Source organism: Bordetella genomosp. 8, from assembly GCF_002119685.1.
Classification (GTDB): domain Bacteria; phylum Pseudomonadota; class Gammaproteobacteria; order Burkholderiales; family Burkholderiaceae_B; genus Bordetella_C.
The window spans coordinates 4185161-4199382 of the sequence record NZ_CP021108.1 but is presented as its reverse complement, the minus strand read 5'-3'; the positions used below and the strand labels follow the sequence as shown (position 1 = coordinate 4199382).

10 protein-coding genes are annotated in these 14222 nt (G+C 67.2%); 5 read left to right on the top strand and 5 right to left on the bottom strand.

What is annotated here, in order from left to right:
* The first annotated feature begins 34 nt into the window (after window positions 1-34).
* Together CAL12_RS19140 and CAL12_RS19135 are read left to right on the top strand one after the other, a co-directional pair.
* On the top strand, window positions 35-1420 hold the full coding sequence (locus CAL12_RS19140) for a 4Fe-4S binding protein (RefSeq protein ID WP_086066083.1): 1386 nt from the start codon (window positions 35-37) through the stop codon (window positions 1418-1420).
* A 33-nt stretch (window positions 1421-1453) separates the two neighbouring features.
* A complete protein-coding gene (locus CAL12_RS19135; RefSeq protein ID WP_086067984.1) occupies window positions 1454-2326 on the top strand; it encodes a PhzF family phenazine biosynthesis protein in 873 nt (290 codons plus the stop codon).
* Between the two features lie 3 nt (window positions 2327-2329).
* On the opposite strand, the gene CAL12_RS19130 is transcribed toward CAL12_RS19135, so the two are convergent.
* The 4 genes from CAL12_RS19130 to cphA (CAL12_RS19115) all read right to left on the bottom strand — a co-directional run bounded on the left by CAL12_RS19130 (window position 2330) and on the right by cphA (CAL12_RS19115) (window position 8396).
* Window positions 2330-2674, bottom strand: coding sequence for a BON domain-containing protein (locus CAL12_RS19130; RefSeq protein ID WP_086066082.1), 345 nt, complete (start codon window positions 2672-2674; stop codon window positions 2330-2332).
* A 60-nt stretch (window positions 2675-2734) separates the two neighbouring features.
* The gene (locus CAL12_RS19125; protein ID WP_066353213.1) at window positions 2735-2896 is read right to left on the bottom strand and encodes a DUF1328 domain-containing protein; all 162 of its coding nucleotides are present in this window, start codon (window positions 2894-2896) and stop codon (window positions 2735-2737) included.
* Between the two features lie 256 nt (window positions 2897-3152).
* Complete coding sequence (gene cphA / locus CAL12_RS19120) at window positions 3153-5735, bottom strand: cyanophycin synthetase (protein WP_086066081.1); 2583 nt, start codon at window positions 5733-5735, stop codon at window positions 3153-3155.
* Between the two features lie 45 nt (window positions 5736-5780).
* Window positions 5781-8396, bottom strand: a complete 2616-nt coding sequence (gene cphA, locus CAL12_RS19115) for a cyanophycin synthetase (RefSeq protein WP_086066080.1) — start codon at window positions 8394-8396, stop codon at window positions 5781-5783.
* Between the two features lie 274 nt (window positions 8397-8670).
* Between cphA (CAL12_RS19115) and CAL12_RS19110 the strand changes: the two genes are divergently transcribed.
* Complete coding sequence (locus CAL12_RS19110) at window positions 8671-10974, top strand: cyanophycin metabolism-associated ABC transporter (RefSeq protein WP_086066079.1); 2304 nt, start codon at window positions 8671-8673, stop codon at window positions 10972-10974.
* Window positions 10949-11431 carry a cyanophycin metabolism-associated DUF1854 family protein gene (locus CAL12_RS19105; protein WP_086066078.1) on the top strand — a complete coding sequence of 161 codons (483 nt, stop codon included), beginning with the start codon at window positions 10949-10951 and terminating at the stop codon, window positions 11429-11431. Before CAL12_RS19110 ends, CAL12_RS19105 begins: the two co-directional genes overlap by 26 nt.
* A 22-nt stretch (window positions 11432-11453) precedes the next feature.
* Here CAL12_RS19105 and CAL12_RS19100 read toward each other — a convergent pair whose 3' ends face one another.
* Complete coding sequence (locus tag CAL12_RS19100; RefSeq protein WP_086066077.1) at window positions 11454-12920, bottom strand: mannitol dehydrogenase family protein; 1467 nt, start codon at window positions 12918-12920, stop codon at window positions 11454-11456.
* Window positions 12921-12980: 60 nt separating this feature from the next.
* On the opposite strand from CAL12_RS19100, the gene manD reads away from it, so the two are divergent.
* Window positions 12981-14189 carry a D-mannonate dehydratase ManD gene (manD, locus tag CAL12_RS19095; protein ID WP_086066076.1) on the top strand — a complete coding sequence of 403 codons (1209 nt, stop codon included), beginning with the start codon at window positions 12981-12983 and terminating at the stop codon, window positions 14187-14189.
* Window positions 14190-14222 lie beyond the last annotated feature (33 nt).

Below are 14222 nucleotides of genomic sequence, written 5' to 3'. Positions count from 1 at the left end.
GGGCATCCAAGAAGTATCTGTAAAGGTAATACCGATGGCTGTAGCAGTGGCGCGGACAACCGCCCGCGTGGCCGATTTCCTGCGTGACCATGCCCCTTTGCTGCGCAAGCTGCAGTGGGGCATCGTTGCGCTGTATGTCTTCCTGCTGATCGTGCCGGCCGCCATGCCGCTGCCGGACAACACCGCGTCCGTATTCAACAACCTGACGGTGGTGGCGCAGTTCGCCTTCTGGGGCATATGGTGGCCGTTCGTCCTGGTGTCCATGCCCATCATGGGCCGCGCCTGGTGCGGCCTGTTCTGCCCGGAAGGCATGCTGACCGAGTGGGCCAGCGAGCGGGGCAAGGGCCTGGCCATCCCGCGCTGGATGCGCTGGGGCGGCTGGCCCTTCGTGGCCTTCGCCCTGACCACCATCTACGGCCAGCTGGTCAGCGTGTACCAGTATCCGTTGGCGGTGCTGGCGGTACTGGGCGGCTCGACCGCCGCGGCCATGGTGGTGGGCTGGCGCTACGGACGCAGCAAACGGGTATGGTGCAAGTACCTGTGCCCGGTCAACGGCGTGTTCAACCTGCTGGCCAAGCTTTCGCCCTGGCATTTCAAGGTGAACGAGGAAGCCTGGCGGCACCCCGTCATACGCATACAGTCCGTCAATTGCGCGCCGCTGGTGCCGCTGCGCCACATGAAGGGCGCGGGCGATTGCCATATGTGCGGACGTTGCAGCGGCTACCGTGGCGCCATCGCCCTGACGCCGCGTTCGCCCGAAGCGGAAATCGTCGACGTGGCCGACGGCGATGTCTGGCAGACTGCGCTGGTGGTATTCGGCATGATGGGCATCGCCATGGGCGCCTTCCTGTGGAGCGCCAGCCCCTGGTTCGTGACGTTCAAGCAGGCCGCTGCCACCTGGCTGATCGAACGCGATATCACCTGGCCGCTGCTGGACAATGCGCCGTGGTTCATCCTGACGCATTACCCGGACGTCAACGACAGCTTCTCCTGGCTGGACGGCGCCAGCATCCTGTTCTTCATCGCGGCCACCACGGTGGTCGTGGGCGGGGCGATCTACGCCGCGCTGTGGCTGGCCGACCGCCTGCTGCCGGCGATGCCGGGCCGCACGCGCTGGGGCGGCGCGGGGCTGCACAAGCTGGCCCAGCCCCTGATCCCGGCCGCCGGCATCGGCGTTTTCCTGGGCTTGTCGGCCACCACCATCACGCTGCTCAAGCACGAGGGCGTGAAGGCGTTGTGGGCAAATCCCCTACGGTTCGCCCTGCTGAGCCTGGCGGTGGCGTGGACGCTGCGGCTGGCCTGGCGCGTCATTGCGCGCCGTACGCCGTCGCCGACGCGCAGGCTGGCGGCATGGCTGGTGTTCGCGGCCGGCCTGGCGCCGTTCTGCTATGCCTGGGTGCTGTTCTTCGTCACCTGGTAGCACGCTGCTCTGCCGTGGCGTAGTATGACGCGGATGAGAACCTATCGCTTCCGTATCCTGAATGTCTTCGCCGAAAGCACTTTCGGCGGCAATCCCTTATGCGTCTTCGAAGATGGCCGCGGCCTGAGCGACGATGAAATGCAGGCGCTGGCCGTGCAGTTCAACCTGTCGGAGACGACTTTCATCCTGCCGTCGGCATCGGCCAGCGCGCGCATGCGCATCTTCACGCCCGGCTACGAGATGCCGTTCGCCGGCCATCCCACGCTGGGGACGTCGCAGGTGGTGCGTGCCCTGGCGGGCACGGGCGACACGTTGACGCTCGAAACGCTGGCGGGCGTGGTGCCGGTGGAAGCGAGCGGCGATACCTGGACTCTGGCGGCGCCAGGCGGCGGCACGCCGCAGACGAACGCGCCGGTACAGCCCGCGGGTGCGATCGCCGCCAATGTCGGCTTGCTTGAAGACGATCTGCTGGCCCCGCCCGTCTGGGTGGACACCGGCGCGCACCAGTTGGTGGTGCCGTTGAAATCCGCCGACGCCGTGCGGCGCGCCCGGCCCGATGGCGCACGGCTCGCGCAGTGGGAAGCCGGCAAGTCCGGGCGCAAGGTCATGTACCTGTTCGCCTTCGACGGACGCGACGAGGACGGCGTCGAGCGCGTGGTCGCGCGTTATCTGTTTCTCAGTCCGGGGGGCGGGGTGGTGGAGGATCCGGGCACCGGTTCCGCGTGCGCCAACCTGGGCGGTTGGTATATCGCGACGGGCCGGGATTTGCCGCTGCGGGCAAGGGTCGAGCAAGGCGAGGCCGTCGGCCGTCCCTGCTTCCTGGGGCTGGAAGTCACACCCGGCCGGGAAATACGCGTGTCCGGCCGGGTGCTGGAACTGGGCAGCGGGACGATAACGCTGCCCTGAGGCTTACTTCTTCGAGGCGTCGACCTTCAGGTTGTTCTTGACCTGCTTGACGCCTTCCACGCCACGAGCCACGTGGGTGGCCTGGTCGCTCTGCGCGGAAGTCGCCACCGTACCGGTGAGCGTGACCACGCCGTTGTTGGTTTCCACCGCGATATCCAGGGCGCTGAGCGATTTGTCGGCCACGATGGCGGCCTTCACCTTGGTGGTGACGACCGTATCGGACGCGTATTCGCCCACGGATTGCTTGGGCTTGCCGTCGCTGTTCATATTGTCGGCCGCATAGGCGGCCGGCAGGGCGGCGGTGCTCAGGCCGAGGACGGCGGCGAGGATGATTTGACGAGTACGCATTAGAGTTCTCCTTGTGGGTTCAGCTGAGGTGTGGCCAGCGAAAACGCGGTCCCGTCCCGACTATCGTCGGAACACGCCGCCCAGGACGGACAGCAGGGCCAGGACCAGGAACACGATGAAGAGGATCTTGGCGATACCGGCGGCGCCGGCGGCGATGCCACCGAAGCCCAGCACAGCGGCGATGATGGCGATGACAAAGAAAACAGCGGCGTAATACAGCATGATTGCCTCCCGAGTCGGAAAAACGTCGGGATCGCACGGCGGTCCCGGCAGTGGCCACGATGCCGGACGGTGTGCCCTGGCGTTCGGGTTATGTGTACGCTACGTGGCGCCCACGGGGAGGGTCAAACCGGGATGTGGACAAATGTAAGCAGCATTGCGCTGCTCAGCGAATCCGCCGCAACAGGGCACCGCTGTTACAAATGCGCAACCCTTGGCGTTGTTTTGACGGCACCGAGTTACATGCCGCCAGGCGGCGTCAACCGGTGGCGCGGGTCTCCGCCACGCGCATGGCGATATGGGCCAGTGCTTCCTCGACCTGGTCGACCAGGATCAGGCACAGATCCCCGGCCTGGAGCCGCTCCAGCGCCGCGTCGATGGCGACGAATTCGCCATTGATCTCGGTCGAATAGCTGGTCCGGTTGGCGTTGCGCAGGCCTTCGCGCAGCAGCGCGATGACCTCCCCGTCGGCGCGGCCGCGCTGGCATTGGTCCTGGTACAGCAGCACGTCGTCGAAGGCCTCGCCCAGGATTTCCGTCTGGCGGCGGATGTCTTCGTCGCGGCGGTCGCCGGCGCCGCTGATCACCACCGACCGGCGCGTCGCCGGCATGGCTTCCACGGCCTGGACCAGCGCCCCGATCGCATCGGGATTGTGGCCATAGTCCGCGATGATGGTCGCGCCCCGGTAGTTGAACACGTTGAAGCGGCCAGGCGCCGTGGCGGCGTCGTTGATGAAGGTCTGCAGGCCCTGGCGGATCTGCGCCCACGGGGTCTCCAGTGCCCAGGCCGCGGCGATCGCGGCCATCGCGTTTTCCACCTGGAAGGCGATGGCGCCATCGCGCGTCAAGGGAATATCGGCCAGTGCGATTTTTTCCGTCCTGCCGTCCTGCGCCGCGACCAGGTGTGCGCCGTCGCGATAGACGACGCGGCCACCCTGCGCACGATGGGTGGTCATGCGTGGATGATGGCCGTCCAGCGCGAAATAGATGATCCCGCCTGGGCAGCTGGGTGCCATTTCCGCGACGATAGGGTCGGCCGCGTTCAGCACCGCATAGCCCGAAGGCTGCACGTACTGGACGATGACGCGCTTGACCACCGCCAGGTCCTCGACCGTGCTGATGTAGCCCAGGCCCAGGTGGTCGCCCATGCCGATGTTGGTGACCACGGCGACGTTGCAGCGATCGAAGGCCAGGCCTTCGCGCAGGATGCCGCCGCGCGCGGTTTCCAGCACCGCCGCATCGACGTCCGGATGCCCCAGCACGCTGCGCGCGCTGCGCGGACCGCTGCAGTCGCCGGTGTCGATGCGGCGCGGCCCGATATAGACGCCATCGGAATTCGTCATGCCGACGCGGGTGCCGTCCTGGCCGATCAGGTGTGCGGTCAGGCGCACCGTCGTCGTCTTGCCGTTGGTGCCGGCGACCGCGACCACGGGGATGCGCCCGTCTTCGCCATCGGCGTACATGTTCGAAATGATGGCTTCGCCCACCGCGCGTCCCTTGCCGAAGGACGGCGTCAGATGCATGCGCAGCCCGGGCGCGGCATTGATTTCGACGATGGCGCCACGTTGATCCTCCATCGGCAGGTGCATGGTTTCCGCGACCACGTCCACACCGCACAGGTCCAGGCCTATCATGCGTGCCGCGGTCACCGCCCGCGCGGCCAGCTCGGGATGCACTTCGTCCGTCACGTCGGTGGCCGAACCGCCGGTGCTCAGGTTGGCGTTGTTGCGCAGGACCACGCGCGCGCCGGTGGGCGGCACGGAATTCACGTCGTAGCCTTGCTTGGCCAGCGTGGCGATGGCGATGTCGTCGATGCGTATCTTGGTCAGGGATGTCGCGTGCCCGTCACCGCGCAAAGGGTCCAGGTTGACCTGGTCGATCAGCTCGCGCACGGTATGCACGCCGTCGCCGGATACCTGCGGCGGATCGCGGCGCGCGGCGGCCACCAGGGTGTCGCCCACCACCAGCAGGCGGAAGTCATGGCCGGGGATGTAGCGTTCGACGATGACGTCGCGGCTGATCTCCGCGGCCGCGGCGTACGCGGCCGTGATGCGTTCGCGGGTTTCGATATTGACGGCGACGCCGCGGCCCTGGCTGCCGTCGCGCGGCTTGACGACGACCGGGCCGCCCAGTTCCTGCGCGGCGGCCCAGGCGTCATCGGCGCTGGATGCGGTGCGTCCCAGCGGCACCGGCACGCCGGCGGCCGCCAGCAGCATCTTGGTCAGGTCCTTGTCCTGCGCGATGGATTCGGAAATCGCATTGGTACGGTCGGTTTCGGCGGCCTGGATACGGCGTTGCCGCGAGCCCCAGCCGAACTGCACCATGCTGCCTTGTGTCAGCCGGCGATAGGGGATGCCGCGCGCGACGGCGGCGTGGACGATGGCGCCCGTGCTGGGCCCCAGGCGGATGTCTTCATCCAGTTCGCGCAGGCGGTGCAGGGCATCGGCCAGGTCGAAGGGCGCGTCCTCGCGCGCGGCGAGGCACAGCTTCTCGGCCAGGTCGAAGGCCAGCCGGCCGACTTCTTCCTCGCTGTATTCCACGACGACCTGGAACACGCCCGGCTCGACGGTGGCGGACGTGCGGCTGAAGGTGACCGGGCAGCCGGCATGCGCCTGCAGCAGCAGCGCCACCTGTTCCAGTACGTGCGCCATCGATACGGTCCCCGCGTAGCCTTCGGGGCTGAGTGGGCCCAATTGCGGAAAGCGCGCGCGCAGGCGGGCTTCCATCGACGGCAGGCGCTCGATCGAACATTCCTGGTCGTCGCAGGCGACGATGGCCTCGATGGCGGTATTGCGGCTCCACAGATTGGGGCCGCGCAGTGCGCGTATGCGGGAAACTTCCATGCGGGTTCCTGTCGGTCGGCCCGCCGGGGCGGCGCCGCCATGTCCTCAGTGCTGTTGTATCCAGTGGCGCAACAAATTCAGGGAAGGCTCGGCGCTGCCTTCGTCGCATTGCAGGATGACGAGATCGCCGGGAAGCACGCTGTCCAGCACCGTGCGCATCGCGGTGGCGTGGTCCGGCTGATCCACGATGGCGGCGGTCCCGCCGCCTTGCGATGCACCTTCGCGCAACAGCGCCCGGGCCTGGCCCGCCGGCCGCTTCGACGGCACGGTGGCGTCGTCGTACAGCACGATTTCATCGAAGGCCTTGCCCAGCATGGCCCCTTGCTCCAGCAGGTCCTCGTCGCGGCGATCCTTGCCGGCGCCGTAGACGACACGGCGCCGCCTGGCGGGGAAGCGTTCGGCCGCGGCGATCAGGGCGCGCAGCGCGGACGCGTTGTGGGCGCCGTCCACCACCACGGTGGCATCCTTGCGTTCGACGGCCGTGAACTGCCACGGCGCATCCCCGCGGTCGATGTCGAAGGTTTCGATGGCGACGCGGATGATGTGCGCCGGCACGCCCAGGGCCCAGGCCGCGCCGACCGCCGCCAATACGTTTTCGACCTGGAAGTCGATGCGTCCACCCACCGTCAGCGGAATGGACGTCAATTCGCTGACCCGTTGTTCGCTGTTGCCTTCGGCCAGCACCACGTGGCCGTCGCGCACGTAGACCGCGCGCTTGCCCAGCGCCACATGCGACGCAATGGCGGGCAGGCGCGGATCCAGGCCGAAGAAGACCACGTCGCCATCGCACAGCGTGGCCAGTTCGACCACGCGGTCGTCGCGGGCGTTCAGGACGGCGGTGCCCGTGGGCAGCACCACGTCCACTTGCGTGCGCATGACGTTGTACATGCCGTCCAGGTCGCGGATGTCGTGTTCGCCCAGATGGTCGCCGCCATCGAGGTTGGTGACGATGCCCACCTGGCAGCGATCGTAGGCCAGGCCCTGGCGCAGGATCACGCTGCTGCCGTTCTCGATCACCGCGGCGTCGACCGAGCGGTTCATCAGCACCCGGCGGCCGGTGGCCCAGTCGCCGCGATCGCCTTTTTCAACCTGGCGCTGGTTGAAGTACAGGCCTTCGCTGCAGGCCAGGCCCACGTAGCTGCCGCCCAGCTGCAGCATGCGGGCGGTCAGCCGCGCGACCACGGTCTTGCCGTTGGTGCCGGTCACGCCGACGACCGGGATGCGGCCGTCTTCGCCATCGGGGAACAGATGATCGATGATGGCGCGGCCGACGGGACGCGGCTGGCCATCGGCCGGTTTCAGGTGCATCAGCAGCCCCGGACCGGCATTGACCTCGACGATGGCGCCGCGTTGTTCTTCCAGCGGGCGCGAGATGTCCTCGGCCACCAGGTCCACGCCCGCCACGTCCAGGCCGACGATGCGCGCGGCCAGCGTGACCGCGTGCGCGACTTCCGGGTGCACCAGGTCGGTGACATCGAAGGCGACGTTGCCGTTGCGCTGGATCAGCACTTCCTGTCCCGCCTGCGGCACGCTGTCGGCGGCCAGGCCCTGGCGGGCGATTTCCAGGCGGGCGGCCGAGTCCAGCCGCACCTTGTTCAGCGGGCAGTCTTCATCGCTGCCGCGTCGCGGGTCGGTATTGATCTGCAGCTCGATCAGGTCTTCGACGGTGTGGACGCCGTCGCCGACGATCCAGGCCGGTTCGCCGCGCGCGGCCGCCACCATGCGGTCGCCCACCACCAGCAGGCGGTGCTCGTTGCCCGATACGAAGCGTTCGACCAGGACGCCGTTGCCTTCGTCCTCGGCCACCGCGTAGGCCGCCTTGACCTCTTCATAGCTGTTCAGGTTGGTGAAGACGCCGCGGCCATGATTGCCGTCATAAGGCTTGATCACCACCGGCAGGCCGATGTCCTGCGCGGCCTCCCAGGCCTGTTCCTGCGATTCCACCAGGCGGCCTTCCGGGACCGGCACGCCGCATTCGGCCAGCAGGCGCTTGGTCAGGTCCTTGTCGCGTGAAATGCCTTCGGCGATGGCGCTGGTGCGGTCCGTTTCGGCCGTCCAGATGCGGCGCTGTCTCGCGCCATAACCCATCTGTACCAGGTTGCCTTCGAACAGGCGGATGCAGGGAATGTCGCGGTCGTCCGCGGCATCGACGATGCAGGCGGTGCTGGGGCCCAGGCAATGGCGGTCCACCATGTCCCGCAGGCGTCCGACGGTGGCGTCCACGTCGAAAGGGCGGTCTTCCATGGCCGCCATGACCAGCTCGCGCGCCTCGGCCAGCGCGGCGCGGGTGACGTCTTCCTGCCAGGCCCGCACGATCACCTTGTAGACGCCGCGCGTCGCGGTTTCGCGCGCCTTGCCGAAGCCGCCGGGCAGGCCGGCCAGGTTCTGCAGTTCCAGCGTGACGTGTTCCAGGATGTGCGCGGGCCAGGTGCCTTCGCGCAGCCGCTGCAGGAAGCCGCCGCGCACGCCCGGGCTGCAACGGTGCTCGATCAGCGTGGGCAGCCACGTCGACAACCGCTCGTAGAAACCGGGGATGGTGTTGGACGGGAAGTCCTCCAGTTCGCCGATGTCGACCCAGGCTTCCAGGACGGGGCGGTACGTCCAGATGTTCGGGCCGCGCAAAGCCACGACATCGAGAAATTCAATGTCTTTCTTTTTCATGTTCTAATTTGCCGAAAATTCCGATGGCGAACGGAAGAAATTCCTGGGCTTCGTACGGTTGGTGGGTTATGCCGTGTAGGTGTACGGTGCGCGGTTCGTCAGTGCCAGGATGCTCTGTGTATGCCGCCGATTATAGAAATATCGGTGAGCGGGCGGCGACGCGGATTCTATCCATGACGTCTATAGTGTTGCAAGGAAGGAACACGTTTTCAGCTTCGCGCCGAAATCGGGGTCCCGGCCTGCTGGTTCCGCCGCGGCTGTGAATACGTTTTCCATGAAGAAACCCGTTTTAGACTTCGTCCCGGACGGAGCCGCCCTGCCCGCCGATTGGCACGCCGACATGCTCGCCCAGCTGGGTGAGGGCGAGACTTTGCTCGCCTGGTTGGCGCTAGACCTGGATGGGGCGCTTAAGTTCCGCACCGGTATGGTTTTCGTGACCGACCGGAGCGTCGTCGCGCGCGAGCCGGGCGATCCGCAATGGCGGCGCTGGTCCTATGACGAAACGGAAAGCATGACGGTTTCCGACCACGCCGGCGCCGGCATGCTGGAATTGCAGGGCCCCGAAGCGCGCCTGGCCGTCTGGCGCTACACGCTGGGCCGCAATCCGGCGGCGCTGCGCCTGCGCGACGCCTACGCACGGCAGTTCGACGTGCTGCGCGGCCTGCGCGACGCGGGCGAGGCGAATCACCGGGTCTGCGCCACCTGCCTGGAACCGCTTACCGCAGAGCAGGACATCTGCCCCGTCTGCAACCCGCCGACGCCCGAACCGCCATCGACCTGGGCGCTGCTGCGGCTGTGGCGCTTTGCCGTGCCGTACCAGGTGCCGCTGTTCGTCGGTTTCATGCTGACGCTGCTGGCCACCGCGGCCACGCTGGTGCCGCCTTACCTGACCATGCCCTTGATGGACGAGGTGCTGATCCCCTTCCAGAACGGCGCGCCCATCGACGACGACCGCGTGGTGATGTACCTGTCCGGGCTGTTCGCATCGGCCCTGCTGGCCTGGGGCCTGGGCTGGGGGCGCACCTACATCCTGGCCTGGGTCAGCGAACGCATCGGCGCGGACCTGCGCACGACCACCTACGAGCATCTGCAGCACCTGTCGCTGGCGTACTTCGGCGGCAAGCGCACCGGCGACCTGATCGCCCGTATCGGCAGCGAAACCGATCGCATCTGCGTGTTCCTGTCCCTGCATCTGCTGGACTTCGCCACCGACGTGCTGATGATCGTGATGACCGCCGTCATCCTGATCTCGATCAATCCCTGGCTCGCGCTGGTCACGCTGATACCGCTGCCGTTCATCGGCTGGATGATCCATGCGGTGCGCGACCACCTGCGCCATGGCTTCGAGAAAGTCGACCGGGTGTGGTCGGAAATCACCAACGTGCTGGCGGACACCATTCCCGGCATACGCGTGGTCAAGGCCTTCGCCCAGGAAAAGCGCGAGGTGCGCCGCTTCCGCGACGCCAACCAGCGCAACCTGGACGTGAACGATCGCGTCAACACCGTGTGGGCGTTGTTTTCGCCGACGGTGACGCTGCTGACCGAAATCGGCCTGCTGATCGTGTGGATGTACGGCATCTGGCAGGTGTCGCGGCACGAGATCACGGTCGGGGTGCTGGCGGCTTTCCTGGCCTACATCGGCCGGTTCTACACCCGCCTGGATTCCATGAGCCGCATCGTGTCGGCCACCCAGAAGGCCGCGGCGGGCGCCAAGCGCATCTTCGACATCCTGGACCATGTGTCCAGCGTGCCGGAACCGCGCAATCCGGTGCGGGTGGACCGCGTGCGCGGCCGCATCGAGTTGCGCGACGTCGGTTTCCGCTATGGCAACCGGTCGGTGATGCATGGCCTGAACCTGTCGATCGAACCCGGCATCATGGTCGGCCTGGTCGGTCACAGCGGCTCGGGCAAGAGCACGCTGATCAACCTGATCTGCCGTTTCTATGATGTGACCGAGGGCGCGGTCCTGGTGGACGGCGTCGATATCCGCACGATGGGCATTGCGCAGTACCGCCGCAACATCGGCCTGGTGCTGCAGGAGCCTTTCCTGTTCTTCGGCACCATCGCGGAAAACATCGCCTACGGCAAGCCGGAAGCGACGCGCGAGGAAATCGTCGCGGCGGCGCGCGCCGCGCACGCGCACGAGTTCATCCTGCGCCTGCCGCACGGCTACGATTCCCTGGTGGGCGAGCGCGGCCAGGCCCTGTCCGGCGGCGAGCGCCAGCGGATTTCCATCGCGCGGGCATTGCTGATAGACCCGCGCATCCTGATCCTGGACGAAGCCACGTCGTCGGTGGATACCACCACGGAAAAAGAGATCCAGAAGGCGCTGGACAACCTGGTGCGCGGCCGCACGACCATCGCGATCGCGCACCGGCTCAGCACGCTGCGCAAGGCCGATCGGCTGGTGGTGCTGGACCGCGGCCGCATCGTCGAACAGGGTAATCACGAACAGCTGATGGCCGCCGGCGGTGCCTATCACGCGTTGTACCAGGCGCAGGCGCGCCAGGCCGAAGCCGATGCGGAGGCCCGTTCCAGCGAGGAGGATGACGATGACGATCTCGTCGCCGAGACCTGATTTCCAGCTGCGCCGCGATGCCCACGGCAGGCTGGTATACCTGGGCGCCGATGGGGGAAGCATCGTCGGCGTGGTGCCGGTGCGCGCCTTTCCGATTTCCGCGCCCGAAGGCGGCTGTTCGCTGGTCGATCCGGCCGGCCATGAAGTGGTGTGGATAGATCGCGTGGACGACCTGCCGCACGGCATGCGCACGCTGTTGCAGGAAGCGCTGAGCGCGCGCGAGTTCATGCCGCGCATCCAGCGCATCGTCGCGGTATCCGGGTATGCGACCCCATGCACCTGGAAAGTCCAGACCGATCGCGGCGCCACGGATTTCGTGCTGCGCGGCGAGGAAGACATACGCCGCCTGAGCGGCCACGCCTTGCTGGTGGCCGACAGCCACGGCATTCACTACCTGATCGGCGACCTGCGCGCGCTGGACAAGCATAGCCGCAAGCTGCTCGATCGTTTCCTTTGAAGCGGCCCGGTCCGCGTCCGCGCTACAGGGCCGCGTAGCGCCGCGCCGTGGTGAGCGCGCCGTCGCGCGCCAGGGCATCGCAAGCGCGCCGTAGCGCCGCCGCGAAGCGCGCGTCCGCCGCCAGTTCCGGCGGGAAGATCTCCGCGACCGACAGCAATCGGTCGACCAGGCCCTCCGCCCCCGGCGCCGCCAGCGCGCGCAGCCGGTCCGCCATGGGATCGTTCAACTCCAGCGCCGCGCCGCTTTCCGAACGTCCCGACAGGAAACGCATCCACGCCGCGATGCCGAGCGCCAGGCGATCCACGGCGTGGCCATCCCGCAGGCGGTCCGCCGCCGTACCCAGCAGACGTGGGGGCAGTTTCTGGCTGCCGTCCATGGCGATCTGCATGCAGCGATGCTTCAGGGTGGGGTTGGCGAAGCGCGCCAGCAGATCGTCGCGGTAGCGCGCGCGATCGAAGCTGGCGGGCACCGTCAGCGTGGGGGCGATGTCCTCGCTCATCATGCGATGCACCAGCGCATGCAGGTCCGCCTGCGCGACGGCCCGGTCCACCGTTTCGATATCGGCGAGCAGCGCCAGGTAGGCCAGCGTCGAGTGGATGCCGTTCAACATGCGCAGCTTGGCGGTTTCGTAAGGCGTGACGTCCTCGACCAGCAGCGCGCCAGCGTGTTCCCAGGCGGGCCGGCCGGCCGGAAAGCGGTCTTCGATGACCCATTGCCGGAAGCTTTCCGCGGGCACCGGCCAGGCGTCCACGCAGCCCAGCGCCGCGGCGGCCGCCTCGCGGTCGGCGTCCGTGGTGGCCGGCACGATGCGGTCCACCATGGTGGACGGGAAGGCAACGCTGCGTTCGATCCAGTCCGCCAGGCTGGCGTCCAGCGCGCGGGCATAGTCCAGCACCACGCGGCGCAAGGCCGCGCCGTTGTGGGCCAGGTTGTCGCAGGACAGGACGGTATAGGGATGGTCGCGGCGCGCACGCAGGCCGGCCACCAGATAGCCCGGCACGCTTTGCGGATGGTCGGGGTTGCGCAGGTCGCGGGCGACCAGCGGATGCGCGATATCCAGCCCGCCGGTGCGCGGGTCCAGGCAATAGCCTTTTTCCGTCACCGTCAGGGTCACGATACGGACGTGCGGGTCGCGCAGGGCATCCAGGACGGCGTCCTGCTCCTGGGTGGCCACCAGCATCCGCCGCAGTGCGCGCACCACCCGTACGCGTTCGCCGTCCGCATCGCGTATCAACACGCTGTACAGCCCGCCTTGGGGCGCCAGCGCGTCGCGGGTGTCCGGCCGCCGCAGCGATACGCCGCAGATGCCCCAGTCGCCGCCCGCGGCCAGCATGGCGTCTTCGGTGTACATGGCCTGGTGGGCGCGATGGAAGTTGCCCAGGCCCAGGTGGACGATGCCGATGCGCGGCTCGACCCAGGGCAGGGGCGACAGGTGCGCGGCCAGCGCCGGCAGGCGGTCCGGCGCGAGGCGGGGGAGCTGTTTGTCCATGCGTTTCTCCATAACTGGTATGGTAGTATCCAAGACTACGATCAGCAAGCCGGAACCGACATGAAAATCACCCACGCCGAGGTCATCGTCACCTGCCCGGGGCGCAACTTCGTCACCTTGAAGCTGGTCACCGACCAGGGCGTGCATGGGGTGGGCGACGCGACGTTGAACGGACGCGAACTGGCCGTGGCCTCCTATCTGAAGGACCACGTATGCCCGGTATTGATCGGCCGCGATCCGCGCAATATCGAAGATACCTGGCAATACCTGTACAAGGGTGCGTACTGGCGGCGGGGCCCGGTCACCATGTCGGCGATCGCCGCGGTGGACATGGCGCTGTGGGACATCAAGGCCAAGATGGCCGGCATGCCGCTGTACCAGTTGCTGGGTGGCGCATCGCGCGATCGCGTGATGGTCTACGGCCATGCCACCGGCCGTGATCTGGAAGAGGCGCTGGACAAGTATGCCGAGCATGTCGACCAGGGCTACCAGGCCATCCGCATCCAGTGCGGGGTGCCGGGCATGAAGTCGGTCTATGGCGTGACCAAGCACGGCGGCGCCTACGAGCCCGCGACCAAGGGCTGGCCCGAGGAGCAATCCTGGTCGAGCGAGAAATACCTGGATTTCATCCCCCGCCTGTTCGAAGCGGTGCGCGCGCGCTTCGGCTTCGATACGCATCTGCTGCACGATGTGCACCACCGCCTGACGCCGATCGAAGCCGCGCGGCTGGGGAAGTCGGTGGAGCCGTACCGGCTGTTCTGGATGGAAGATCCCACACCCGCCGAGAACCAGGAGGCTTTTCGCCTGATCCGACGCCATACGGTCACGCCGGTCGCGGTGGGCGAGGTCTTCAACAGCATCTGGGACTGCAAGCAACTGATCGAAGAGCAATTGATCGACTACATCCGCGCCACGCTGACGCACGCCGGCGGCATCACGCATATGCGTCGCATCGCCGACTTCGCGGCGCTCTACCAGGTGCGCACCGGCTGCCACGGCCCGTCGGACCTGTCGCCGGTATGCATGGGCGCCGCGCTGCATTTCGATTTGTGGGTGCCGAACTTCGGCGTGCAGGAATACATGGGCTATCCCGAGCAGGCGCTGGAAGTGTTTCCCCATGCCTGGTCGTTCAGCAAGGGGACCATGCATCCCGGCGAAGCGCCCGGGCTGGGCGTGGACATCGACGAAAAGCTCGCCGCCAAATATCCCTACGACCCGGCATACCTGCCGGTGGCGCGGCTGGAAGACGGCACGCTGTGGAGCTGGTAGAAAACCGGCAGTACCAAAAACAGAATGAACCTG